The sequence below is a fragment of the Polaromonas sp. P4_F4 genome, from assembly GCF_056401355.1.
Window position 1 is genome coordinate 23,864 of sequence record NZ_JBFUJO010000006.1, and the last position, 22,179, is coordinate 46,042.

21 protein-coding genes are annotated in these 22,179 nt (G+C 61.4%); 11 read left to right on the forward strand and 10 right to left on the reverse strand.

Annotated features, from left to right (window positions below):
- Positions 1-81 precede the first annotated feature (81 nt).
- The 3 genes from parC to AC1DUR_RS08445 form a co-directional block, all read right to left on the reverse strand.
- On the reverse strand, positions 82-2,436 hold the full coding sequence (gene parC, locus AC1DUR_RS08435) for a DNA topoisomerase IV subunit A (protein WP_477718451.1): 2,355 nt from the start codon (positions 2,434-2,436) through the stop codon (positions 82-84).
- Positions 2,437-2,607: 171 nt separating this feature from the next.
- The gene (locus AC1DUR_RS08440; protein WP_477718624.1) at positions 2,608-3,414 is read right to left on the reverse strand and encodes a lytic transglycosylase domain-containing protein; all 807 of its coding nucleotides are present in this window, start codon (positions 3,412-3,414) and stop codon (positions 2,608-2,610) included.
- A gap of 113 nt (positions 3,415-3,527) precedes the next feature.
- A complete protein-coding gene (locus AC1DUR_RS08445; RefSeq protein WP_477718452.1) occupies positions 3,528-5,507 on the reverse strand; it encodes a DNA topoisomerase IV subunit B in 1,980 nt (659 codons plus the stop codon).
- Between the two features lie 158 nt (positions 5,508-5,665).
- Between AC1DUR_RS08445 and AC1DUR_RS08450 the strand changes: the two genes are divergently transcribed.
- The 6 genes from AC1DUR_RS08450 to AC1DUR_RS08475 all read left to right on the forward strand — a co-directional run bounded on the left by AC1DUR_RS08450 (position 5,666) and on the right by AC1DUR_RS08475 (position 11,595).
- Positions 5,666-6,925, forward strand: a complete 1,260-nt coding sequence (locus AC1DUR_RS08450; RefSeq protein ID WP_477718453.1) for an MFS transporter — start codon at positions 5,666-5,668, stop codon at positions 6,923-6,925.
- A 208-nt stretch (positions 6,926-7,133) separates the two neighbouring features.
- A complete protein-coding gene (locus AC1DUR_RS08455) occupies positions 7,134-7,946 on the forward strand; it encodes an SDR family oxidoreductase (protein ID WP_477718454.1) in 813 nt (270 codons plus the stop codon).
- A 60-nt stretch (positions 7,947-8,006) separates the two neighbouring features.
- Complete coding sequence (locus AC1DUR_RS08460) at positions 8,007-8,630, forward strand: class I SAM-dependent methyltransferase (protein ID WP_477718455.1); 624 nt, start codon at positions 8,007-8,009, stop codon at positions 8,628-8,630.
- 99 nt (positions 8,631-8,729) lie between these two features.
- Positions 8,730-9,614 (forward strand): 4-hydroxy-tetrahydrodipicolinate synthase, encoded by an 885-nt coding sequence (gene dapA / locus AC1DUR_RS08465; RefSeq protein ID WP_477718456.1) that lies wholly within the window; start codon positions 8,730-8,732, stop codon positions 9,612-9,614.
- Between the two features lie 71 nt (positions 9,615-9,685).
- Positions 9,686-10,783 carry an outer membrane protein assembly factor BamC gene (bamC, locus tag AC1DUR_RS08470; RefSeq protein ID WP_477718457.1) on the forward strand — a complete coding sequence of 366 codons (1,098 nt, stop codon included), beginning with the start codon at positions 9,686-9,688 and terminating at the stop codon, positions 10,781-10,783.
- A 38-nt stretch (positions 10,784-10,821) separates the two neighbouring features.
- The gene (locus AC1DUR_RS08475; protein ID WP_477718458.1) at positions 10,822-11,595 is read left to right on the forward strand and encodes an MBL fold metallo-hydrolase; all 774 of its coding nucleotides are present in this window, start codon (positions 10,822-10,824) and stop codon (positions 11,593-11,595) included.
- Here the strand turns inward: AC1DUR_RS08475 and AC1DUR_RS08480 are convergent.
- The 3 genes from AC1DUR_RS08480 to AC1DUR_RS08490 all read right to left on the reverse strand — a co-directional run bounded on the left by AC1DUR_RS08480 (position 11,505) and on the right by AC1DUR_RS08490 (position 13,948).
- Positions 11,505-11,924, reverse strand: coding sequence for a hypothetical protein (locus AC1DUR_RS08480; RefSeq protein WP_477718459.1), 420 nt, complete (start codon positions 11,922-11,924; stop codon positions 11,505-11,507). The two genes, AC1DUR_RS08475 and AC1DUR_RS08480, sit on opposite strands and share 91 nt — an antisense overlap.
- A 251-nt stretch (positions 11,925-12,175) precedes the next feature.
- Positions 12,176-12,688 carry a hypothetical protein gene (locus tag AC1DUR_RS08485; protein WP_477718460.1) on the reverse strand — a complete coding sequence of 171 codons (513 nt, stop codon included), beginning with the start codon at positions 12,686-12,688 and terminating at the stop codon, positions 12,176-12,178.
- A 33-nt stretch (positions 12,689-12,721) separates the two neighbouring features.
- A complete protein-coding gene (locus AC1DUR_RS08490) occupies positions 12,722-13,948 on the reverse strand; it encodes a JmjC domain-containing protein (RefSeq protein WP_477718461.1) in 1,227 nt (408 codons plus the stop codon).
- 14 nt (positions 13,949-13,962) lie between these two features.
- Here AC1DUR_RS08490 and AC1DUR_RS08495 point away from each other — a divergent pair, with 14 nt between their 5' ends.
- The gene (locus tag AC1DUR_RS08495) at positions 13,963-14,487 is read left to right on the forward strand and encodes an FKBP-type peptidyl-prolyl cis-trans isomerase (protein WP_477718462.1); all 525 of its coding nucleotides are present in this window, start codon (positions 13,963-13,965) and stop codon (positions 14,485-14,487) included.
- A 98-nt stretch (positions 14,488-14,585) separates the two neighbouring features.
- Here AC1DUR_RS08495 and AC1DUR_RS08500 read toward each other — a convergent pair whose 3' ends face one another.
- The 4 genes from AC1DUR_RS08500 to coaBC form a co-directional block, all read right to left on the reverse strand.
- Positions 14,586-15,095, reverse strand: a complete 510-nt coding sequence (locus AC1DUR_RS08500) for an outer membrane lipoprotein (protein WP_477718463.1) — start codon at positions 15,093-15,095, stop codon at positions 14,586-14,588.
- Between the two features lie 232 nt (positions 15,096-15,327).
- The gene (gene dut / locus AC1DUR_RS08505; protein WP_477718464.1) at positions 15,328-15,774 is read right to left on the reverse strand and encodes a dUTP diphosphatase; all 447 of its coding nucleotides are present in this window, start codon (positions 15,772-15,774) and stop codon (positions 15,328-15,330) included.
- Positions 15,771-16,247 carry a hypothetical protein gene (locus AC1DUR_RS08510; protein WP_477718465.1) on the reverse strand — a complete coding sequence of 159 codons (477 nt, stop codon included), beginning with the start codon at positions 16,245-16,247 and terminating at the stop codon, positions 15,771-15,773. The genes dut and AC1DUR_RS08510 overlap by 4 nt, the downstream gene beginning before the upstream one ends.
- Positions 16,248-16,252: 5 nt before the next feature.
- On the reverse strand, positions 16,253-17,539 hold the full coding sequence (gene coaBC, locus AC1DUR_RS08515) for a bifunctional phosphopantothenoylcysteine decarboxylase/phosphopantothenate--cysteine ligase CoaBC (protein ID WP_477718466.1): 1,287 nt from the start codon (positions 17,537-17,539) through the stop codon (positions 16,253-16,255).
- A 374-nt stretch (positions 17,540-17,913) separates the two neighbouring features.
- Between coaBC and AC1DUR_RS08520 the strand changes: the two genes are divergently transcribed.
- From AC1DUR_RS08520 to eno, 4 genes are all read left to right on the forward strand, one after another.
- Complete coding sequence (locus AC1DUR_RS08520; protein WP_477718467.1) at positions 17,914-19,605, forward strand: CTP synthase; 1,692 nt, start codon at positions 17,914-17,916, stop codon at positions 19,603-19,605.
- 2 nt (positions 19,606-19,607) lie between these two features.
- Positions 19,608-20,465, forward strand: a complete 858-nt coding sequence (gene kdsA, locus AC1DUR_RS08525; RefSeq protein WP_477718468.1) for a 3-deoxy-8-phosphooctulonate synthase — start codon at positions 19,608-19,610, stop codon at positions 20,463-20,465.
- An 85-nt stretch (positions 20,466-20,550) separates the two neighbouring features.
- Positions 20,551-20,841: a DUF1330 domain-containing protein gene (locus tag AC1DUR_RS08530; RefSeq protein ID WP_477718469.1), complete on the forward strand. Its 291-nt coding sequence runs from the start codon at positions 20,551-20,553 to the stop codon at positions 20,839-20,841.
- Positions 20,842-20,885: 44 nt separating this feature from the next.
- The gene (gene eno / locus AC1DUR_RS08535) at positions 20,886-22,169 is read left to right on the forward strand and encodes a phosphopyruvate hydratase (RefSeq protein ID WP_477718470.1); all 1,284 of its coding nucleotides are present in this window, start codon (positions 20,886-20,888) and stop codon (positions 22,167-22,169) included.
- The last annotated feature ends 10 nt before the right edge of the window (positions 22,170-22,179 follow it).

Below are 22,179 nucleotides of genomic sequence, written 5' to 3' on the forward strand. Positions count from 1 at the left end.
CGAGTTGCTATTAAATAGATAGCAACTTGCGCCCATCGCGTATTACTTACGCCCATCGATTATTGGCAATGGGCGTATGTTCTATTCAAGGCGAGCGATTCCGGTGGGTTTGAAGCCCAGGTCGGCGGCCTTGCCTTTGCGGGCACGTGCCGCACGGGCATTGTTCAGGCTGCGGATTTCGAGCGTTTCTTCACGCACTTTGCCGCCGCGCCCAATGCCTTCAATCTGCACGCTGCGGGTGTAAGCCGCGGCGCCGGCCAGCGTGTCCTTGGCGTCCAGGTCCAGCAGCATCAGCCCACGTCCACCGGCTGCCTGGAGTTTAAGGTCGGTGATTTCGAATGTGAGGATGCGGCCACCGGTGGAGGCGCAGGCGACATGCGTGGCCGGACTCAGCGGCACGGCGCCGGTGCTGCCCGATACATGCGAAGGCCTGCATACCGATTCGCCCTCGCCGCAGCTGATGAACGTCTTGCCGGCTTTGAGACGCGAACTCATGTTTTCCACAGTCGCGAGGAAACCATAACCACCGCTGCCGCTGAGCAGCAAAGTGGCACTGGCCGGACCCGCAAAGTAATGCACCAATTGCGTTCCCGACTCGAGGTCGATCAGGGTCGTCAGCGGCTGCCCGTCACCGCGTGCGCCCGGCAGGGACGCCACCGGGACAGAGTAAATACGGCCGCGTGAGCCAAAGGCCAGCAGGGTATCGACGGTACGGCATTCAAACGTCGCGTACAGGCCGTCGCCCGCCTTGAAGGCAAAGCTTGCCGCATCGTGGCCGTGGCCCGAGCGGGCGCGCACCCAGCCCTTGGCGCTCACCACCACCGTGACCGGCTCGTCCAGCACCTTGACTTCGAGTACGGCTTTTTTCTCGGCCTGGATCAGCGTGCGGCGCTGGTCGGCAAACTGTTTGGCGTCCGCTTCAATTTCCTTGACCAGCAGGCGGCGAAGCGCCGCCGGGCTGCCCAGGATTTCCTCGAGCTTGCCCTGCTCTTCCCGCAGGGTTTTGAGCTCCTGCTCGATCTTGATGGCTTCCAGCCGCGCCAGCTGGCGCAGGCGAATCTCGAGGATGTCTTCGGCCTGCCGGTCGCTCAGCTTGAAGCGCTCTATCAGCGCGGCCTTGGGCTCGTCCGACTGGCGGATGATGGCAATCACCTCATCGATGTTGAGCAGCACCAGCTGCCGCCCCTCGAGGATGTGGATGCGGTCGAGGACCTTATCGAGCCGGTGCTGCGAACGTCGTTGTACCGTGGCCTGGCGGAACTCGATCCACTCGCTCAGCATTTGCCGCAACGTTTTTTGCGTCGGCTTGCCATCGAGCCCCACCATGGTCAGGTTGATCGAGGCAGAACTCTCCAGGCTGGTGTGCGCCAGCAGCGTGTTGATGAGTTCGGACTGCTCGATCCTGCTGGTCTTGGGCTCGAACACCAGGCGCACCGCGGCGTCCTTGCTGGACTCGTCGCGCACCACGTCGAGCACCGACAGCACGGTCTGCTTGAGCTGCACCTGCTCCTGGCTCAGCGCTTTCTTGCCGGCCTTGATCTTGGGGTTAGTGAGCTCTTCGATCTCTTCGAGCACGCGCTGCGTGCTGACGCCAGGCGGCAACTCCTGCACCACGAGCTGCCACTGGCCGCGGGCCAGGTCCTCAATCTTCCAGCGGGCGCGCACCTTGAGCGAACCACGTCCGGTGCTGTAGGCCGCCGCAATTTCCGCGCCGCTCGAGATGATCTGCCCGCCGCCAGGGTAATCGGGACCGGCGATCAGCGTGTACAACTCGTCGTCGCTGAGCTTGGGTGTCTTGATCAGGGCCACGCAAGCGTCAGCCACCTCGCGCAGGTTGTGGCTGGGAATTTCGGTAGCCAGCCCCACGGCAATGCCGCTGGCGCCGTTAAGCAGCGTGAACGGCAAGCGCGCCGGCAACTGGCGTGGCTCTTCGAACGAGCCATCGTAATTCGGCACGAAATCGACCGTGCCTTCATCGAGTTCGTCAAGCAACAGCGTCGTGATGCGTGCCAACCGGGCCTCGGTATAGCGCATGGCCGCCGCGCCATCGCCGTCGCGCGAGCCGAAATTGCCCTGACCGTCGACCAGCGGGTAACGCTGGCTGAAGTCCTGGGCCATGCGCACCATCGCGTCGTAAGCCGCCTGGTCGCCGTGCGGGTGGTATTTGCCCAGCACGTCACCGACCACACGGGCGCTTTTGACCGGCTTGGCGCCGCTTGCACCATTGGCGCCGCCAAAGCCCAGGCCCATGCGCGCCATGCTGTACAAAATGCGGCGCTGAACCGGCTTCTGGCCATCGCACACGTCGGGCAGCGCCCTGCCCTTGACGACGCTCAGCGCGTATTCGAGGTAGGCGCGCTGCGCATAGGCGGCGAGCGAGTCCTGGTCAGCAGGTTCGGGGATCGGGGCTACTGCGTCCGGTGTAAAGAGATCCATCTTGAATTTGACTTGGCTGGTAAGGTGGAGTTACGCATGCCGGTACACACTGGTGCGACCGACACAGGGCTACAAAGAAATGCAGGGGGAGCCGGTTTTCAGGCCGCCGGGCTGGTGGTTGGCACATCCCGCGCAAACATTCCCGGGCTGAACACAAGGCGCATTGTGAGGTCAGTTCTGCTCGAGTTGAACCTCTGGCGTGGCAGTGGACACCACTGTGGGCGGCACCATGTTGCTGCGGCCGGTTGCGCCGCCCATCATTTCCATGCGAACCCGGCCGGGCGACGCCATCATGCTGGGCGGCTTAAGGTGGTTATAGAGCTGCATCACGGTCTTGACGTAGTTTTTGGTTTCAGGGTAATTGGGAATCTTGTTACCGGCTCGCTGCACCGCACCCTCGCCGGCGTTATAGGCGGCAACTGCCAGCTCCAGTTGGCCGGGGAACATGGCAATCAGGTCGCTCAGGTAGCTGGAACCCGCTCGAATGTTCGTCTTGGGGTCAGTCAGCTTTTTCTGGATCGGGGAATTTTTGTCAGCCCTGACGCCATAGCGTTCCGCCGTCGGCGGGATCAGCTGCATCAGCCCCACCGCGCCTTTGGGCGAGACAGCCTGGGTGTCAAAGCCAGATTCGGTGGCGATCAGGGCCTGCAGCAGTTCGTAGTCAATGCCATGCTTGACGGAAGCTTCGCGCAGCAGGTGCTTGACGGCCTTGTAGTTGGGAGACACATCAAAGTAGGCAAGCAGCTTGGGCGGCGCAGCGGCCACGCCGGTGGCCCGGTTGGCATCGTTGCCGACTGCCTTGCCGCTTTTGGCAACATTGTTGCCTGCGCTGAAGCTTTCAGCCCCGCGAAAGAAAAGCTCATAGCGCTCATCCAGCCGTATCGCCGAAAAGTGGGCAACGCCCCCGGCATCTACATAGCCCCAGATATCGGCACGGGCCGGAGTGACGTGCAAACCCGCAAGCAGCATGACCAGCATGGGCAACAGCAGCGCGCGCCAGCGGACAGGGCTACGCGGCGCCGGCGTCCCCGCCAACACGCGGGATGCCGATGCCAGGTGCAAAAGCGAAAACAACTTCAGGGGGAAATTCATCAAATATCGATCTCCACGGCATCGCCGTGCAACTCCATCAGTTCGCGTCGCGCCGCAGCCTCGCCTTTACCCATCAGCTTGGTGATCAGATTTTCAGTTTGCAGAAAATCAAAATTGCCCAACTGCACGGGTAGCAGGCGCCGGGTGTCCGGGTTGAGCGTGGTTTCCCACAACTGTTCCGCACTCATTTCGCCCAGCCCCTTGAAGCGGCTGATGCTCCAGGCGTTCTCACGCACGCCGTCCTTGCGCAACTTGTCCAATATGGCGGTCAATTCGCCTTCGTCCAGGGCATACACCTTGGACGCCGGCTTTTTACCTCGCGCAGGAGCATCCACCCGAAACAGCGGCGGACGCGCCACATACACATTACCAGCTTCAATCAGTTTGGGGAAGTGCCGGAAAAAGAGGGTCAGCAACAGCACCTGGATGTGCGAGCCGTCTACGTCGGCGTCGCTGAGGATGCAGACCTTGCCGTAGCGCAGGCCGCTCAGGTCCGGCGTGTCATGGGGGCCATGCGGATCGACGCCGATGGCCACGGCAATATCGTGGATTTCCGTATTGGCGAACAGCCTGTCACGCTCGACCTCCCAGGTATTGAGCACCTTGCCGCGCAGCGGCAAGATGGCCTGACTTTCCTTGTCGCGCCCCATCTTGGCACTACCGCCCGCCGAGTCGCCCTCGACCAGGAAGACCTCGTTGTGTGCCAGGTCCTTGCTTTCACAATCGGTCAGCTTGCCCGGCAGCACGGCCACGCCGGAGCCCTTGCGTTTTTCAACCTTCTGGCCGGCCTTCTGGCGGGTTTGCGCGGCCTTGATGGCGAGTTCGGCCAGTTTTCTCCCGTAGTCGACATGCTGGTTCAGCCACAGCTCCAGCGTGGGGCGCACAAAGCTCGACACCAGCCGCACCGCATCGCGCGAGTTCAGGCGTTCCTTGATCTGACCCTGAAACTGCGGGTCCAGCACCTTGGCGGAAAGCACATAACTGGCCCGGGCAAACACATCCTCAGGCAGCAACTTGACGCCCTTGGGCAGCAGCGAATGCAAATCGATAAAGCTCTTGACGGCAGTGAACAAGCCATCGCGCAGTCCGCTTTCGTGCGTACCGCCGGCACTGGTCGGGATCAGGTTGACGTAGCTTTCGCGCATGGGCTGACCGTCTTCGGTAAAGGCCACACACCACTGGGCGCCCTCACCCTCGGCAAAACTGTCGTGCGAGGCATCGGCAAAGCCCTCGCCCTCAAACATCGGAATCACCGGATCGGCAGTGAGGGTCTGCATCAGGTAGTCGCGCAGGCCGCCCTTGTAGGCCCAGGTCTGCGTTTCTTTGGTCTTCTCGTTGGTCAGCGTGACGGTCACACCAGGCATCAGCACGGCCTTGCTGCGCAGCAAATGCGTCAACTCGGTCATGGGCAGCGCGGCAGACTCGAAGTATTTGGCGTCCGGCCAGGCGCGCACGGAGGTACCGCATTTTCGGTCGCCTTCAACAGCCTTGCGCAACTGCAGTTTTTCAATGACATCGCCACCTGAAAACACCAGCCGGGCGACCATGCCTTCGCGGTAAGACATCACTTCAAGCCGTTTTGACAAGGCGTTGGTGACGCTCACCCCCACGCCGTGCAGGCCACCCGAGAAGCTGTAGGCGCCGCCCTTGCCCTTGTCGAACTTGCCACCGGCATGCAGGCGGGTGAACACCAGCTCGACCACCGGTGCTTTTTCTTCCGGGTGCAGGCCAAACGGGATGCCGCGCCCGTCGTCCTCCACGCTCACCGAGCCGTCGGTGTGCAGCGTGACCTTGATCTTTTTGCCATACCCGGCCAGCGCCTCGTCGGCCGAGTTGTCCAGAACCTCCTGAATGATGTGCAGCGGGTTGTCGGTGCGCGTATACATGCCCGGCCGCTGCTTGACGGGCTCCAGACCCTTGAGCACGCGGATCGAGCCTTCGGAATATTCGTTGCTTGCGGTAGATAGTTTGTCGGCCATGGCTGATGAGGAAATTGCGGCAATTGTAGACCGGGCCGCAAAAGTAACTGTACAAATATACAGCCATGCTAACCGAACCCGCCGGGCCGGACGGTTCCGCCACGCGGCGCACCGCCCGGCCGCCAGCACCTTGTGGACATTTTCGTTACAGTCTGCCCATGGCTTCCAACACCGCCCCTACTCCCGACGCGTCATCCTCTTCCTCTTCTTCCCAAACCCTGTCGATGCTTCAGGTGCTGGCCTGCGGCGCGGCGATTGTCACGCTGTCCATGGGTATACGCCATGGCTTCGGCCTCTGGCTTCAACCCATCACCCAGGCGCAGGGCTGGACGCGCGAGACCTTTGCTTTTGCCATTGCCGTGCAGAACCTGGCCTGGGGTGTTTTTGGCATCTTTGCCGGCATGGCGGCTGACCGCTTTGGCGCCTTCCGGGTGATTGTGGGTGGTGCGTTGCTGTACGCCCTGGGCCTCGTTGGCATGGCGCTGTCGCCCACGGGCCTGCTGTTCACGCTGACCGCCGGGGTGCTGATTGGCGCGGCGCAGGCAGGCACCACCTACGCGGTGATTTACGGCGTCATCGGGCGCAATATTTCCTCGGACAAGCGCTCCTGGGCCATGGGTGTGGCAGCGGCCGCAGGCTCGTTTGGCCAGTTTTTGATGGTGCCCGTCGAGGGTTTCCTGATCAGCAGCCTGGGCTGGAAAGAAGCCCTGCTGGCCCTGAGCATTGCAGTTTTGATGATCGTGCCCCTGGCGCTGGGGCTGCATGAGAGCGGGTTTGCGAGCGGCAAGCCGGCCAAACGCGAGCAAACCATCGGGCAGGCACTGCGGGAAGCCTTCAAGTACCCGAGCTTTCAATTGCTGATGGCCGGCTACTTCGTCTGCGGCTTCCAGGTGGTATTCATTGGCGTGCACATGCCCAGCTATCTGAAAGACAAGGGCCTGTCGCCCCAGGTGGCCAGTTATGCGCTGGCCCTGATCGGCCTCTTCAATGTGTTCGGCACCTACGTTGCCGGTTCGCTGGGCCAGAGAATTGCCAAACGAAAAATCCTGGCGACGATTTACCTGTCGCGAGCCATCGTCATCGCCGTGTTCCTGGCCGCCCCGTTGAGCCCCATGAGCGTTTATATCTTTGCCAGCGTGATGGGCTTGCTGTGGCTGTCGACCATTCCACCGACCAACGCCGTGGTGGCGCAAATTTTCGGCATCCAGCATATGTCCATGCTGGGCGGCTTTATTTTCTTCAGCCACCAGATCGGTTCCTTCCTGGGGGTCTGGCTGGGCGGCTACCTGTATGACCGCACCGGCAGCTACAACATTGTCTGGTACATCGCCATTGCGCTGGGTGTGTTTGCAGCACTGGTAAACCTGCCGGTGCGCGAAACCCCGATTTCGCGTGCCGGCCTGCCGCAGGGAGCGTAAGGTGGCCAAAAAGATCAGCTGGTGGGCGCTCGCGATCCTCGCATCGCTGGGCGTGTTTTCCCTTTACACGCGGCCTGATTTCCTCTTCACGCTGGCCAATCAGGTCTGGGCCTGTTTCTAGGATTGCCTCAGGCCGACTTCAGGCTTGCCCGCAGTTTTGTACAGGCCATTGAGACCTGAAGCCCAATCACGACGGGGACAAGCAGCCATGAAAACTATCGTAATTACCGGGGCGTCCGATGGCATAGGCGCGGAGATGGCGCGGCAACTCGCGCAAACGCACCGCACCGGCGTGGCATTGGTGCTGGCTGCGCGCAACGAAGCCTTGCTCGCGGAAGTCGCCGCGCAATGTGCGGCGCACGGCGCCCAAACGCTGGTGGTGAAAACCGATGTCTCGATCGAGGCCCAATGCCGGCAGCTGATCGCCGCCGCCGTCAGCCGCTTTGGCCGCATCGACGCGTTGATCAATAACGCTGGCCGGTCGGCGCAGGCGCTCTTTGAAGACGTCAAAGCCGAAGACCTGGCCTGGTACGAGCAACTGATGCGCATCAACTTCTGGGGCAGCGTCTGGTGCACCCATGCGGCCCTGCCTCATTTAAAGCAAAGCCACGGCGCCATCGTGGCCGTCTCCAGCCTCGCGGGGCTGATTGGCGTGCCGGGCCGGACCGCCTACAGCGCCACCAAATTTGCCATGACGGGTTTCTTCGAGGCCCTGCGCGCGGAATTGAAGGGTGCCGGCGTCAGCGTGACGACCGTCTATCCCGGCGTGGTCGCTACGCAGACCCGGTATCGCGGTTTCAATGCCGCGGGGGCCCCTGCCGGCTCCAGTGGCCTGAAGGAAGATCAGGCCATGAGCGTTGAAGAATGCGCAGGACTGATTCTGCAGGGCATGGCGCGACGGGACCGCGAGGTGGTGATGACAGCCAAAGGCAGGCTGGGCCGCTGGCTCAAACTGGTGGCGCCAGCCCGGGTCGAGTCGATGGCGCTGGCCGCCCTCAAGGATGAGGTCAAGCCTCATTAACTTTATTAACACCTCCGTTAATCCTATTAACCGCATTAACCCAATTAACCCAATAACCCCATGACCTCATTGCAAAAGCAAAGCACCCTGCACGGCACAGAGCCGGCTTCGGCCTGGGTACAGCGCTGGTCGCACCTGGTGGCAGACGGCGGTGTGGTGCTGGATGTGGCTTGCGGCCGCGGTCGCCACGCCTGCTGGTTTTATCAACAAAATCACCCCGTCGTCCTTGTAGACAGGTCACAGGAGGCTATTGAATCCATCGCAATTCCGGCGCAGGCCCGCGAAGCGGTGGTGGCAGATATTGAAAATGGCCCCTGGCCCTTTGCTGGCCGGCAATTTGACGCGGTGGTGGTCACCAACTACCTCTGGCGCCCGCTGATGCCCACCTTGCTTGGCGGCTTGGCGCCGGGCGGTGTCCTGATTTACGAAACTTTTACGCAAGGCAATGAAACGGTGGGAAAACCCTCCCGTCCCGATTTTCTGTTGCGTCCCGGTGAATTGCTGGAGATCTGCCGCGGCTTGCGGGTAGTGGCTTTCGAGGACGGCTTTGAGGAAGGCCCACAGGGACTGCAGCCACGCTTCGTCCAGCGCATTGCCGCGATCCGCGAACCCGAAAGCCATCCGGGTTTGCCCGGGGGCCTGCAACCCCAATCCCCAGTCCCCCCACGCTATAGACTGGTCTAGCCTCTGGGTAGAATGCGGGATTGGCTCTTCGGGTCGGCAATCTCCTTTTTATGATTGTTTCCAGACCACCCCCAGGGCCGCGAACCTACAGACCAAGACATGAAACCCATTACTGGCAGCATCGTTGCACTGGCAACGCCCTTGCATGATGACGGCAGCGTAGATTACCCCACCCTGCGCAAACTGGTGGACTGGCACATCGCCGAAGGGACCGACTGCATAGGCGTGGTCGGCACCACCGGCGAATCCCCGACCGTCAACGTCGAAGAGCACTGCGAAATCATCCGCGTCTCGGTGGAGCAGGCGAAAAAACGCGTGCCCATCATGGCCGGCTGCGGCGCCAATTCCACGGCCGAGGCGATCGAGCTCGCCAGGTTCGCCAAGCAGGTGGGCGCCGACTGCCAGCTGCAAGTCGTCCCCTATTACAACAAGCCCACCCAGGAAGGCCAGTACCGGCATTTCAAGGCGATCGCCGAGGCTGTCGGCGACCTGCCCACCGTGCTGTACAACGTGCCCGGCCGCACCGTAGCCGATATGGCGCATGCCACCGTGCTGCGCCTGGCCCAAGTGCCCGGCATTGTCGGCATCAAGGAGGCCACCGGCAACATCGAGCGCGCACAGTGGCTGATCAAGGAAGTCCCCCAAGGGTTTGCCGTGTACTCCGGTGATGATCCGACCGCCGTGGCGCTGATGCTTTGCGGCGGACAGGGCAACGTCAGCGTGACAGCCAACATCGCGCCACGCCTGATGCACGAGCTGTGCGTGGCTGCCGTGGCGGGAGACGCCAGACGGGCCATGGAGTTGCAGTTCAAACTGCTGCCCCTGCACAGAAACCTTTTTGTCGAAGCCAACCCGATTCCTGTCAAATGGGCCATGGCCCGGATGGGACTGTGCGGTGGAGCGCTACGACTACCCATGACGCCGCTTGACCCATCCAACGAAGCTGCCGTGGAAGGCGCCCTGCGCGCCAGCGGCCTGATCTGATTTTTAAGGGAACCCCAGTGAAGAACTTGCCAAAACGCCCTGCCTTTGCAACCACCCAAAATGCGCTAACCGTGTCCGCACTGGTTGCCGTGAGCCTGCTTGCGGGCTGCTCCACCATCAGGGATGTCATGGAAGGCGAACGCATCGATTACAAATCGAGCGCTACCAAAGCGCCCTCGCTGGATATTCCTCCCGACCTGACCCAGCTCAACCGTGAAAGCCGTTATGTGGTGCCCGGCACAGCCGTGACCGCCAGCAGCTACCAGGTAGGCCAGGCCGCGCCCCAGACCGCGCCGACGGCAGCTGTTGCGGTAGGTGACGTCCGGGTAGAGCGAGCGGGCACCCAGCGCTGGCTGGTCATCAACCGGCCTGCCGACAAGCTCTGGGGACCCGTGCGTGACTTCTGGCTGGAAAGCGGCTTTTTGCTGGCTCAAGACCAGGAAAATCTGGGCATCATGGAAACGGACTTTGCCGAAAATCGCGCGAAGCTGCCTCAGGACTTCATTCGCAGCGCACTGGGCAAAATTCTCGATGGCGCCTATTCCACCGGCGAACGCGACAAGTTCCGCACCCGGCTGGAACGCCGGCCAGACGGCGGCACCGAGATTTTCATCAGCCATCGCGGCATGGTGGAGGTGATCACCGGCGCCAAGAGCGGCAATGCCGTGACAGGCGACAGCACGGTCTGGCAACCGCGCCCTGCCGATCCCGAACTCGAAGCCGAGTTTCTGCGCCGCCTGATGGTGAAGCTGGGCGTGGCGCAGGAACAGTCCAGGGCCCTCGTTGCAGCAGGCGCCACGAAACAGACATCCCGCTCCACCGTCGTGAACAATCTTCCAGTCGTGCAGATCGACGAAGGTTTCGAGCGCGCCTGGCGTCGCGTGGGCCTGGCACTGGACCGCACCGGCTTCACCGTGGAAGACCGCGACCGCAGCCAGGGCGTCTATTTTGTACGCTATATCGAACCCGTCGCCAACAAGAGCGAACCCGGCTTCTTCAGCAAGCTGTTCAGTGGCTCTCCGGCTGCGCCAGCGCCACTGAAGTACCGCATTGCGGTCAAGAGCCAGGGCGAAAGCACCACGGTATCGGTACTCAATGCCCAGGGCGCGCCTGAATCGTCAGCCAATGCGCAACGCATTGTTCAGGTGATTGCCGACGACCTGAAATAAGGCCGCGGTTTGCAGCCCCATCACTGCCCGCTGCACCGGTGCTGAGATTCAAAAGCCTGGGCAGCGGCAGTTCGGGCAACGCCACACTGGTTGAAGCCCTGGGCCTGCTGCCGTTTCGGGTGCTCATTGATTGCGGGCTGGGGCTCAAGCACCTCGTGTACCGGCTTGGCCAGGCCGGGCTTCGACCGGAAGACATCAACGCGGTCTTCATTACCCATGAACATGGCGACCACATTGGTTGCGCGCGCTCACTGTCCCTGCGCTACCGCATCCCGGTCTGGATGAGCCATGGCACCCATGCCGCTACCGGCTCGCCGGATTTTGATGGCCTGCTCCGCACGGCACGAGATGGTGAAGCCATTGACCTCGGGGGACTGCAGCTCACGCCTTTTACCGTGCCGCACGACGCCAGGGAGCCCCTGCAGCTCACCTGCACGGATGGCTCGGCGAAGCTGGGGATTTTGACGGACCTGGGCCATGCGACGGCACACGTCTTGGGGCACCTGAAGGCCTGCGATGCGCTGCTGCTGGAGTGCAACCACGACACCGAGATGCTGGCTCAATCAGCCTATCCCGCATTTCTGAAGCGGCGGGTCGGCGGCCAGTACGGCCACCTGGCCAACACCGCAGCGGCAGATATCGCCCGCGCGGTGCGCCACCAGGGCCTCAAGCATCTGGTGGCAGCCCATCTGAGCGCGCAAAACAACCGGCCCGCCCTGGTTCAAGACGTCATGGCGCAGGCTTTGTCCTGCGCGCCAGACGACATCATCGTTGCGAAACCCGATGACGGGAGCTGCTGGCTGCAGATCTGACAACGCAACATGACGAAGCAATCATTCCCGGGGTCTGGGCAAGCTGCCGGGAAATCATGAACTGTATGAACCATAAAAAAAGCCGCCTTGCGGCGGCTTTTTTCGACTCGCTGAAGAGAATTACTTCTTCGCTGCGTCTGCGGCGCCAGCGGCAGCCGAAGCGGCACCAGCAGCAGCCGTAGCGGCGCCAGCGGCAGCCGAAGCGGCACCAGCAGCGGCATCAGCAGCGGGAGCAGCAGCAGGTGCAGGCGCAGGTGCGGCAACTGGTGCAGGCGCAGGTGCTGCAGCTTCTTCTTTTTTGCCGCAAGCAGCCAGAGCAACAGCGGCAACAATAGCTGCCAAAACGAGTGACTTGTTCATTTTTACGATCCTTGATGAATTTAGAAAACAATTTCCGGAAACTGTCAAAGGCAACCTGAATCAAAAATTCAGGTCATGTTTGACTGGGGAAAGGACTCGAGCTCTTTCTACCCAGCTATAAATTATATGCCGGTTATTGCAAGCCTGAAAACCCTTAGGCGGCAAAACGCCCTACGGAATCAAGCCGAAAACCGTAAAAACCACACACACCCGCACACACCTACAGTCCCAGCGTGGTCGCCGGAAAGGCTGGCGAACTTTTTAGCAACCGCTCATTCAGGCGTTCCCTCAGCGCAACCCGTCTGACCACTTCAGAGCCTGCTGTCCCTGTGCAGCGCGCCAACTCCACCCTTTCAAACACCCAACTGGGTGCCCATAGCGCACTGGGCATGTCATCAGCCGGCGTGGAAGCACTTCCACGGCAGTCCACAATGTGCGCCCAGGTCCGTCGCCACGCCGCAAAACGCGCATGACGCCGGAGCACCTCATCGTAATTTTTAGCAAGCATCGTGAACCTGCGGCCCGCTCTGGACCAGTCATTCAGCGCCTGAACCACCACGCGCTCACCCAGAGGCCAGTCTTCAAAGCTGGGGTCGCACACGATGATTTCACGCCAGCCCTCCGCAGCGGCCGCTGCAAAGGCCTGCCGAACCAGGCTGGTGAACTCGGCGCGGCCACTGAAGCGCCCCTCCAGCAACACGGGTGGCTCGGTGGGTGTTGTTTGAGAATCCATGAGACTTCCTCCTTCGAATTGATGAGACGCCCTTCAGGCGCCGCCTCCCATCGGCAGTTCCTGCCGCAGCCAACCGGCCTCATGCCAGTCCCCCAGCAACGCAAGAGCAGGCTTGCTGGCCTTGCGCAACTCACTGGCCGACAGACCGCGCTGGTCGGCCAGCCGGCGCATGAGGGCGGCATCGGTGCCTTTGGCACGGTAGCTTTCTCCATTGATGAACACATGGTCGCTGTCATACATCATCCGGCTGCGCGCATCAAGGCAAATGCCGGCTTTGCCCGCTTTGACAGCGTCCTGCTCCCAAGCCTGCAGGGGAGCCTCAAACCAGACTGAAGGTTTGGGTTCGGTCATGTACTCCCCCAGTGCGCAAGCCAGGGCGAGCGGATCCTTGAGCGCCTCGAGGACCGCTTGCCCGGCGAATTTCGCAAGCCCCTCAGGCAGCGCCGCAGGCGTCGCGGTTGCGGCCTGGCGCGGGTCGCGATAAATTTTCGGTGAAGGACCGGCACGCCGACGCCCCTCGCCGGAGGACGGCTCGGACTCGTCTTCGCTGAACTCCGCCAGGCGATGCAGCAGCTCCGCAGCCAGCTCGTTCCGCGCCGGTGCCCGAAAACCGATGGAATAGGTCATGCAGTCTGCAGCCTCGCCATCTCCGCCTGCCGCGGCTTCGGCAATACCATCATGTGCATAGCATGGCGGCAGGTAGAGCATGTCGCCCGCCTCAAGGACAAACTCCTCATCAGGTTCAAAGTTCTGCAGTATTTTCAACGGCACCCCTTGCTGCAAGGTCAGATCTTTTTGCTGTCCAATTTTCCAGCGCCGGCGCCCGCTGGCCTGGAGCAAAAAAACATCGTAACTGTCAAAGTGCGGCCCCACGCCCCCACCCGGCGTTGCAAACGAGATCATCAGGTCATCCAGCCGCGCATCCGGCACAAAACGAAACTTCTGCAACAGCGCATGCGCGCGCGCATCATGCAGGTCCACCCCCTGCACCAGAAGCGTCCAGGCATCCCGGCTCAATGGCGGCAGGCTTCGCCTCGCAAACGGCCCCTGCTTCATGCGCCACCCCTGGGTCTGGCGGGCAATCAGGCGGGATTCGACATGCTCCTGCCCGGCCAGCGTAAACAGGTCTGCGCGACTGAGCAAAGGCTGAAATCCGGGAATGGCCTGACGCACAAGAAGCGGCTTTTTTTGCCAGTACTGGCGCATGAATCGGGCCGGACTCAAACCGGCGAGAAGGTCTAGGGCTTGATTTACATCCATGGGACAATTGTCGGATGAAAATCACCCCGCAATGCGTCGTAGCCCTGACATGGACGCTGAAAGACACCCTGGGCGATATGCTCGATGAACTGGACGAGCCGGTCGAGTTTTTACTGGGCGGCAATGACCTGCTGATCAAAATTGAAGAGGCCCTGCAAGGCCACGAGGCCGGCGACAAGCTGGAGCTGCATCTGGAGCCCGAAAACACCTTCGGCGACTATGACGAAAACCTGGTTTTTCTGGAAGCCCGCAACATCTTCCCCGCAGAACTGGAAGAAGGCATGACCTTTGATGGCGCAGCGCTACCGGCCGGCGCCAACGGACAAATTCCGCACAACCACATTTACACCGTGACGGAAATCTACCCGGAGCATGTGGTACTGGATGGCAATCATCCCCTGGCCGGCATTGCGATCCGGCTGGCGATGAAAGTAGAGTCTGTGCGCGAGGCCACCGCACAGGAAATTGGACGGGGTTCTCTCGGCACCGGTTTTTTCAAACTGGAATCGCTGACGAGCGGCAACGACACATTGCATTGATCCACTCAGAGTGAGCGCGGGTTGCGGAGCGGCGCAGCAAATGCTGCCACCGCTCTTATTCTTACCTTGACCCGCCCTGAAGACGGCTTGGAGCCGGTTTAAAGACGGTAAATCTGTCCATTCTCTATCCTGACGCGATCACCGACGCGCAGGTCTCCGGATGCAGGCACGTCGTAGGCGCGGGTGCTGCCGTTGTCCAGCCGGATCGAGATACGATAGGTTTCACGAACAGTCGTGCTTTGGCTTTTCTCAATGGCATTGCCGGCCACAGCGCCACCTACAGCGCCGACCACCGTGGCGGCAGTGCGACCACTACCGCCGCCGATCTGAGAGCCGACCACCGCACCGGCCACACCGCCGATGACCGCACCGACGCCGGAGCCCCTGCCTGGCTCCGAGGTCCGCAGGACCTCCACATTGGTGACACGCCCAAACTCGGTGTAGTTACCCTGCGGATACTGGGCAGGATAGGACGAGGTCGGGTAGGACGAACTGGGATAGGTCGACACCGGTTCCGATGAACTCATGGGCGGAGCCGCGCAGGCAGCCAGAGCCGCCAGCACAAGCACCGAAGCAGTGGTTGAAATATATCGGGAAGGTTGACGCATGGAAGTCTCCTGTTAAGAAAGTTGAGGACCTTATGCAATCAGCCGGCGTCACCTTGCGCCAATGGCGTGCAGTTAACGTGCGGATTGCTTGAGTCTCTAACTGATTACATGCGCAATCGCCAAAGCCGGGGGTGGGGCCCCAGGCTGATTCGGCGTGGGAGAGGGCTGCCCGGCAGCGTAAGAAAAGCCTGACGCTGGACGAACCCAGGACGGTAGGCCTTCAGTTCGGTCCTCAGTTTTTACCGGTGGACCCGTAACCACCTTCACCGCGTTCGCTGGCGGGGAATTCGGTGACTACATTGAACTTCGCTTGCACAACCGGCACGATCACCAATTGCGCGATACGCTCCATGGGCTCGATGGTGAAGGGCACATCGCTGCGATTCCATGCACTGACCATCAACTGACCCTGGTAGTCACTGTCGATCAGGCCCACCAGATTACCCAGCACGATGCCGTGTTTATGGCCCAGTCCGGAGCGCGGCAGAATGAGCGCCGCATAGCCCGGATCACACAGGTGGATCGCGACGCCCGTCGGCACCAATTGCCAGGCATTGGCGCCCAGCGTCAGCGGCGCATCCAGGCAGGCGCGCAAGTCCAGGCCTGCGCTGCCGGGCGTGGCGTAGTGAGGAAGATTGCCCTGAAGGCGGGGATCCAGAATCTTGACGTCTATTTTCATGACTTGTGTTTGCGTTCGGCTTGTTGGGAATGGGGGGATATTTCGGTGGTGCCTGCTGCGGTGGTTCTTGCGGTGGCGGTTCTTGCGGCGGTATCTGCCAGGTCTGCAAGGCGTCTGGCCGAGGCACGCAGCGAGGGAGCGCCAACCCTGAACACAACCCACGCAGCATAAGCCAGCAGGAAGGGAATAAACAGAAAGCCTGCTCCGGGCAGCAACCTGGCCAGCATCTGGGTTCCTATCCACGCCACCAGCACCCACTTCACATGAGTGAGGAAAGAAATTCCTGCAAAGGGTTCGAGGGCAGCCTTGACAGAGGGCATCCCGGAACTCGCAGAAAATGGCGCATTCGCCTGTCCGCCCTGTTCCGGCTGGAACATGTCCGGGCGCACGCAGACTGAAATATTGCCGCTGGTCAAACGCTCGACGTACCGCGCGAAATCGCCGTCAGGAGGGGTATCGGAGGGGTGTATCAAGCAGCTCACCCTTTCCGGGTCGAAGCGACCGGCGCCGCCAGCCTGGCAGCGATTTCCTGAACCAGCCGGCGTGCCAGCGACAGCTTGGGCGCCCGGGCCACCTCGGTGCTGCCTTGCTCGTCAACCAGCAGCAGCGCGTTATGGTCCTGTCCAAAAGTATCGGGCCCGATGTTACCTACCAGCAGTGGTACGTTTTTGCGCAGGCGCTTGGCTTGGGCGTTCTCGGCCAGGTCATGGCTTTCTGCGGCAAAGCCCACGCAAAACAGCTTGCCCGCCCGGGCGGCGGCAGACTTGGCAACGGTGGCGAGGATGTCCGCGTTTTCCGTGAATCCCAGTTGCGGCGCGTGGCCCGATCCGTCTTTCTTGATCTTTTGGGCTGATGGTGCCGCAGGCCGCCAGTCGGCCACAGCCGCGGTAGCTATGAAAACAGTAGCACCCTGCACCCGGTCCATCACGGTATCGAGCATATTCTGTGCAGATCTCACGTCAATGCGCGTGACGCCCCGTGGTGTGGGCAGGCCCACCGGGCCGGCGACCAGCGTGACCTCGGCACCCGCCTCGCGCGCAGCGCGCGCAATGGCAAAACCCATCTTCCCGCTGGACAGGTTGGTGATGCCGCGCACCGGGTCAATAGCCTCATAAGTGGGTCCCGCCGTAACCAGCACGCGCTGGCCGGCCAGCACCTTGGGCGCAAAGAAGGCAATGATGTCCTCCAGCAGCTGCTCGGGCTCCAGCATGCGGCCATCACCCGTTTCCCCGCACGCCTGAAAGCCGTTGCCCACGCCCAGCACCCTGGCGCCGTCGGCCTCAAGCTGAACAAAGTTGCGTTGCGTCGCCGGGTGCGCATACATCTCGCGGTTCATCGCCGGCGCCACCAGCAGCGGCACCTTGTCGATGGGCCGGGCCAGGCACATCAGGCTCAGCAAATCATCGGCACGGCCATGGAGCAGCTTGGCCATGAAGTCAGCGCTCATGGGTGCAATCAAAATCGCATCGGCCTCGCGCGACAGGTTGATATGCGCCATGTTGTTGGCTTCGCGACTGTCCCACTGGCTGGTGTAAACCGGCCGGCCGCTCAACGCCTGCATGGTGACAGGTGTGATGAACTGCTCGGCGGCTTCCGTCATGACCACCTGCACGGTGGCGCCCGCCTTGATCAGCGCACGGCACAGCTCGGCCGACTTGTAGCAGGCGATACCGCCCGACAGGCCCAGCACCAGATGCCTGCCGGCCAGGTCCAGTGCTTCACCGCCGGGCACGCCGTTTTCCACGGGATTGGCTTGATTTGTCATGTTTCGCAATGTAGCAGCTAGATGGGCCCCCACGCTTTTCACTGCGTGTAATGCGCTGCCCCCCGAGGGGGCCGCTGCGCCTGCGGCCCGGCAAAGCCGGTTCCGCGGCCCCTGCTGGCTGGAGAGCTATTAGGCCCCCACGGTTGCTCACTGCGTGTAGCTCCCTGCCCCCCCGAGGGGTCGCTGCGCCTGCGGTCTGGCAAAGCCAGTCCCGCGGCCCCTGCTGGGATGAAGAGCCCCCACGCTTTTCACTGCCTTGCGATGCGCCCATCACAGGAAAGCCCGGGTTTTAGCGCCTCGGCTGGCGGCCGTTGTACGGCCAACCCGTATAATCTCCGTTTACCACCTCTGCGAACTTGCGGTTCGTACCTGACATGACCAAATTTGTCTTCGTCACCGGCGGTGTGGTGTCTTCCCTGGGCAAGGGAATCGCCTCAGCCTCCTTAGCTGCGATCCTTGAATCGCGAGGCCTCAAAGTCACTCTTATCAAGCTGGATCCCTACCTCAACGTGGATCCCGGCACCATGTCGCCCTTTCAGCACGGTGAAGTCTTTGTCACCGACGACGGTGCAGAAACCGATCTGGACCTTGGCCACTATGAGCGCTTCATTGAAACGCGCATGCGCAAGGCCAACAATTTCACCACGGGTCAAATTTACAAAAGCGTGCTTGAGAAAGAACGTCGTGGCGACTACCTGGGAAAAACCGTACAGGTCATCCCACATGTCACCAACGAGATTCAGGAGTTCATCAAACGGGGCGCCGGCTATGAAACCGCTGATGCTGTCGATGTGGCGATTGTCGAAGTAGGCGGCACCGTCGGCGATATTGAATCCCTGCCCTTTCTGGAGGCCGTGCGGCAGATGAGTCTGCGGCTGGGCCCCAACAACACCGCCTTTGTTCATCTGAGCTATGTGCCGTGGATTGCGGCCGCCGGTGAACTTAAAACCAAGCCGACGCAGCACACCGCCAAGCAGCTGCGTGAAATCGGCATTCAGGCCGACGTGCTGCTGTGCCGCGCAGACCGTCGCATTCCGGCGGAAGAGCGTGAAAAAATCTCCCTCTTCTCCAACGTGCCCGAGTGGGGTGTCATTTCCATGTGGGACGTGGACACGATTTACAAGGTCCCGCGCATGCTCCACGAGCAGGGGCTGGATGGCCTGATCTGCGACAAGCTGCGCCTGAACACGCCCCCGGCCAATCTCAAGCGCTGGGACGATCTGGTGTATGAAACCGAGCATCCCAAGACCGAGGTCAACATTGCCATGGTCGGCAAGTATGTGGACCTCTCCGACAGCTACAAGTCGCTCAACGAGGCCTTGCGCCATGCCGGCATGAAAAACCATGCCAAGGTGGTCATCGAGTATGTCGACTCCGAAACCATCGCACCCGATAACGTGTCGCGCCTGGCGCGCTTCGACGGCATTCTGGTGCCCGGCGGCTTCGGCGTGCGCGGTGTCGAAGGTAAAATCTGCGCCGCCCGCTTTGCCCGTGAAAACAAAATGCCCTACCTCGGTATCTGCCTGGGCATGCAGGTGGCCACCATCGAGTTTGCGCGCCACGTCGCAGGCCTGAAAGACGCGAACAGCACCGAGTTCGACCCGGCCACCCCCAATCCCGTCATCGCGCTCATCACCGAGTGGAAAGACGCCGACGGCACCATCAAGACGCGCGACGCCAAGTCCGACCTCGGTGGCACCATGCGGCTTGGCGCCCAAAGCTCGGATGTTGCCAAAGGCTCGCTGGCCTACAACATCTACGGCGATGTGGTGACCGAGCGGCACCGCCATCGCTATGAAGCCAACGTCAACTACCTCGACGCCTTGCGCAAATCAGGCCTGGTCATTTCGGCGCTGACGCAGCGCGAGCAGCTGACTGAAATCGTGGAATTGCCGCAGGATATACACCCGTGGTTCGTGGGCGTGCAGTTTCACCCCGAATTCAAATCAACCCCCTGGGCTGGACATCCGCTGTTCAATGCCTACATTGCGGCGGTGCTTGAGCACCGCGTCAAGGCCGGCCAGGATGGCAAGGCCGCGGCCAAGCCCCTGAAGGCGGTGGCCTGACCATGAAACTATGCGGATTTGACATTGGTCTGAACCAACCGTTTTTCCTGATTGCCGGACCCTGCGTGGTGGAGTCCGAGCAGCTTCAGATGGACACAGCCGGCGCACTGAAAGAAATCACTTCGTCACTGGGCATCCCCTTCATCTTCAAGTCCAGTTACGACAAGGCCAACCGCTCCAGCGGCACCAGTTTTCGCGGCCCCGGCATGTTGAAAGGCCTGGAAATTCTCGCCAAGGTCAAGCGTGAGCTGAACCTGCCCATCCTGACCGACGTGCACTCCGAAGCCGACATCGCTACCGTCGCCGCTGTGGTCGATGTGCTGCAAACCCCGGCGTTTTTGTGTCGCCAGACCGATTTCATTCATGCGGTGGCGCAATCGGGCAAGCCGGTCAACATCAAAAAAGGCCAGTTCCTCGCGCCGGGTGACATGAAAAACGTCATCGACAAGGCGCGGGCTGCGGCACGTGAAAAAGGCCTCAACGAAGACAACTTCATGACCTGCGAGCGCGGGGCCAGTTTTGGCTACAACAACCTGGTGTCCGACATGCGCAGCCTGGCCATCATGCGCGAGACCGGCGCGCCCGTGGTGTTTGATGCCACCCACTCGGTGCAACTGCCCGGCGGCCAGGGCACCAGCAGCGGCGGCCAGCGGGAAATGGTGCCAGTGCTGGCGCGCGCCGCAGTCGCCGTCGGTGTGGCCGGCCTCTTCATGGAAACACATCCCGACCCGGCCAAGGCCCTGAGCGACGGCCCCAATGCCGTGCCGCTCAAGCACATGAAAGCCCTGCTCGAGACCCTGCTGGAACTGGACCGCGTGACCAAGAAAAACGGCTACCTTGAAAACAGTTTTGAGGCTTGAACATGAGCAACGCCGGGCCGCCCCAAGTTGCGAAGGCCCCCTTGGGGGGCAGCGTAGTACACGGAGTGACAAGCGTGGGGGCCATATGACCAGTGCCTACATTATCGCCAACGTTACAGTTACGAACCCCGAACAATACGAAACCTATAAAAAACTCTCTAGCATTGCCATGCAAGTGCACGGCGCCGAAGTTTGCGTGCGTGGCGGCAAGGTCGAGGTGATTGAAGGCGATTGGTCGCCAAGCCGCCTTGTCGTGCTGAAATTTCCCGACATGGAGCAAGCCCGGGCCTTCAATACGTCGGCCGAGTACGAGGCCGCCCGTCAGTCGCGCCAGGGCATCGCCGTCATGCGCATGGTGCTGGTTGAAGGTGTGTAGTTTTAGTCTTCTGATTTTTGTTTTCTGATTTTGAAAGAACATAAATGAGCGCAATTGTTGATATCGTTGGCCGTGAAATTCTCGACAGCCGTGGCAATCCCACCGTTGAATGCGACGTGCTGCTGGAGTCCGGCGTCATGGGCCGCGCCGCAGTCCCCTCGGGCGCATCCACCGGTTCGCGCGAAGCCATCGAGCTGCGCGACGGCGACAAATCGCGCTACCTTGGCAAGGGCGTGCTCAAGGCCGTCGAGCACATCAACACGGAAATCTCCGAAGCCGTGCTGGGCCTCGATGCCAGCGAACAGGCCTTTCTCGACCGTACGCTGATTGACCTGGACGGAACGGACAACAAGTCCCGCCTGGGCGCCAATGCGACGCTGGCCGTCAGCATGGCAGTTGCGCGTGCAGCGGCTGAAGAAGCCGGCCTGCCGCTGTACCGCTACTTCGGCGGCAGCGGCGCGATGCAGATGCCCGTTCCGATGATGAACGTGGTCAACGGCGGCGCGCACGCCAACAACAACCTTGACCTGCAGGAGCTCATGATCATCCCCATCGGCGCGCCGAGCTTTCGCGAAGCCGTGCGTTACGGTGCCGAGGTGTTTCATGCGCTCAAGAAAATCCTGCACGACAAGGGCATGAGCGTGGCCGTCGGCGACGAAGGCGGCTTTGCGCCCAACGTGCCCAGCCACGAAGCGGCCATCCAGATGATTCTGGAGGCTATCGACAAGGCCGGCTATGTCGCGGGTGAACAGATTGCGCTGGGCCTGGATTGCGCGGCCTCCGAGTTTTACAAGGATGGCAAGTACGTGCTGGCCGGCGAAGGCCTGAGCCTGGACGCCACCGAATGGACCAACATCCTGGCCACCTGGGTCGACAAGTACCCCATCATCAGCATTGAAGATGGCATGGCCGAAGGCGACTGGGATGGCTGGAAAATTCTGACCGAACGCCTGGGAAAACAGGTGCAACTCGTCGGCGACGACCTGTTTGTGACCAATACCAAGATCCTCAAGGAAGGCATCGACAAGCACATCGCCAACTCGATCCTGATCAAGATCAACCAGATCGGTACGCTGACGGAAACCTTTGCCGCCATCGAGATGGCCAAGCGCGCCGGCTACACCGCCGTCATCAGCCACCGCTCGGGCGAAACTGAAGACTCCACCATTGCCGATATCGCGGTCGGCACCAATGCCGGCCAGATCAAGACCGGCTCGCTCTCCCGCTCTGACCGCATGGCCAAGTACAACCAATTGCTGCGCATCGAGGAAGACCTGGGTGACATCGCGTCTTATCCAGGCCGCGCTGCGTTCTACAACCTGCGTTGACCTGACCACT

Coding starts and splice junctions, on each gene's coding strand:
- parC (WP_477718451.1), bottom strand. CDS start 2,436: ATGGATCTCTTTACACCGGACGCAGTAGCCCCGATCCCCGAACCTGCT.
- AC1DUR_RS08440 (WP_477718624.1), bottom strand. CDS start 3,414: ATGCTGGTCATGCTGCTTGCGGGTTTGCACGTCACTCCGGCCCGTGCC.
- AC1DUR_RS08445 (WP_477718452.1), bottom strand. CDS start 5,507: ATGGCCGACAAACTATCTACCGCAAGCAACGAATATTCCGAAGGCTCG.
- AC1DUR_RS08450 (WP_477718453.1), top strand. CDS start 5,666: ATGGCTTCCAACACCGCCCCTACTCCCGACGCGTCATCCTCTTCCTCT.
- AC1DUR_RS08455 (WP_477718454.1), top strand. CDS start 7,134: ATGAAAACTATCGTAATTACCGGGGCGTCCGATGGCATAGGCGCGGAG.
- AC1DUR_RS08460 (WP_477718455.1), top strand. CDS start 8,007: ATGACCTCATTGCAAAAGCAAAGCACCCTGCACGGCACAGAGCCGGCT.
- dapA (WP_477718456.1), top strand. CDS start 8,730: ATGAAACCCATTACTGGCAGCATCGTTGCACTGGCAACGCCCTTGCAT.
- AC1DUR_RS08485 (WP_477718460.1), bottom strand. CDS start 12,688: ATGGATTCTCAAACAACACCCACCGAGCCACCCGTGTTGCTGGAGGGG.
- AC1DUR_RS08490 (WP_477718461.1), bottom strand. CDS start 13,948: ATGGATGTAAATCAAGCCCTAGACCTTCTCGCCGGTTTGAGTCCGGCC.
- AC1DUR_RS08495 (WP_477718462.1), top strand. CDS start 13,963: ATGAAAATCACCCCGCAATGCGTCGTAGCCCTGACATGGACGCTGAAA.
- AC1DUR_RS08500 (WP_477718463.1), bottom strand. CDS start 15,095: ATGCGTCAACCTTCCCGATATATTTCAACCACTGCTTCGGTGCTTGTG.
- dut (WP_477718464.1), bottom strand. CDS start 15,774: ATGAAAATAGACGTCAAGATTCTGGATCCCCGCCTTCAGGGCAATCTT.
- coaBC (WP_477718466.1), bottom strand. CDS start 17,539: ATGACAAATCAAGCCAATCCCGTGGAAAACGGCGTGCCCGGCGGTGAA.
- AC1DUR_RS08520 (WP_477718467.1), top strand. CDS start 17,914: ATGACCAAATTTGTCTTCGTCACCGGCGGTGTGGTGTCTTCCCTGGGC.
- kdsA (WP_477718468.1), top strand. CDS start 19,608: ATGAAACTATGCGGATTTGACATTGGTCTGAACCAACCGTTTTTCCTG.
- AC1DUR_RS08530 (WP_477718469.1), top strand. CDS start 20,551: ATGACCAGTGCCTACATTATCGCCAACGTTACAGTTACGAACCCCGAA.
- eno (WP_477718470.1), top strand. CDS start 20,886: ATGAGCGCAATTGTTGATATCGTTGGCCGTGAAATTCTCGACAGCCGT.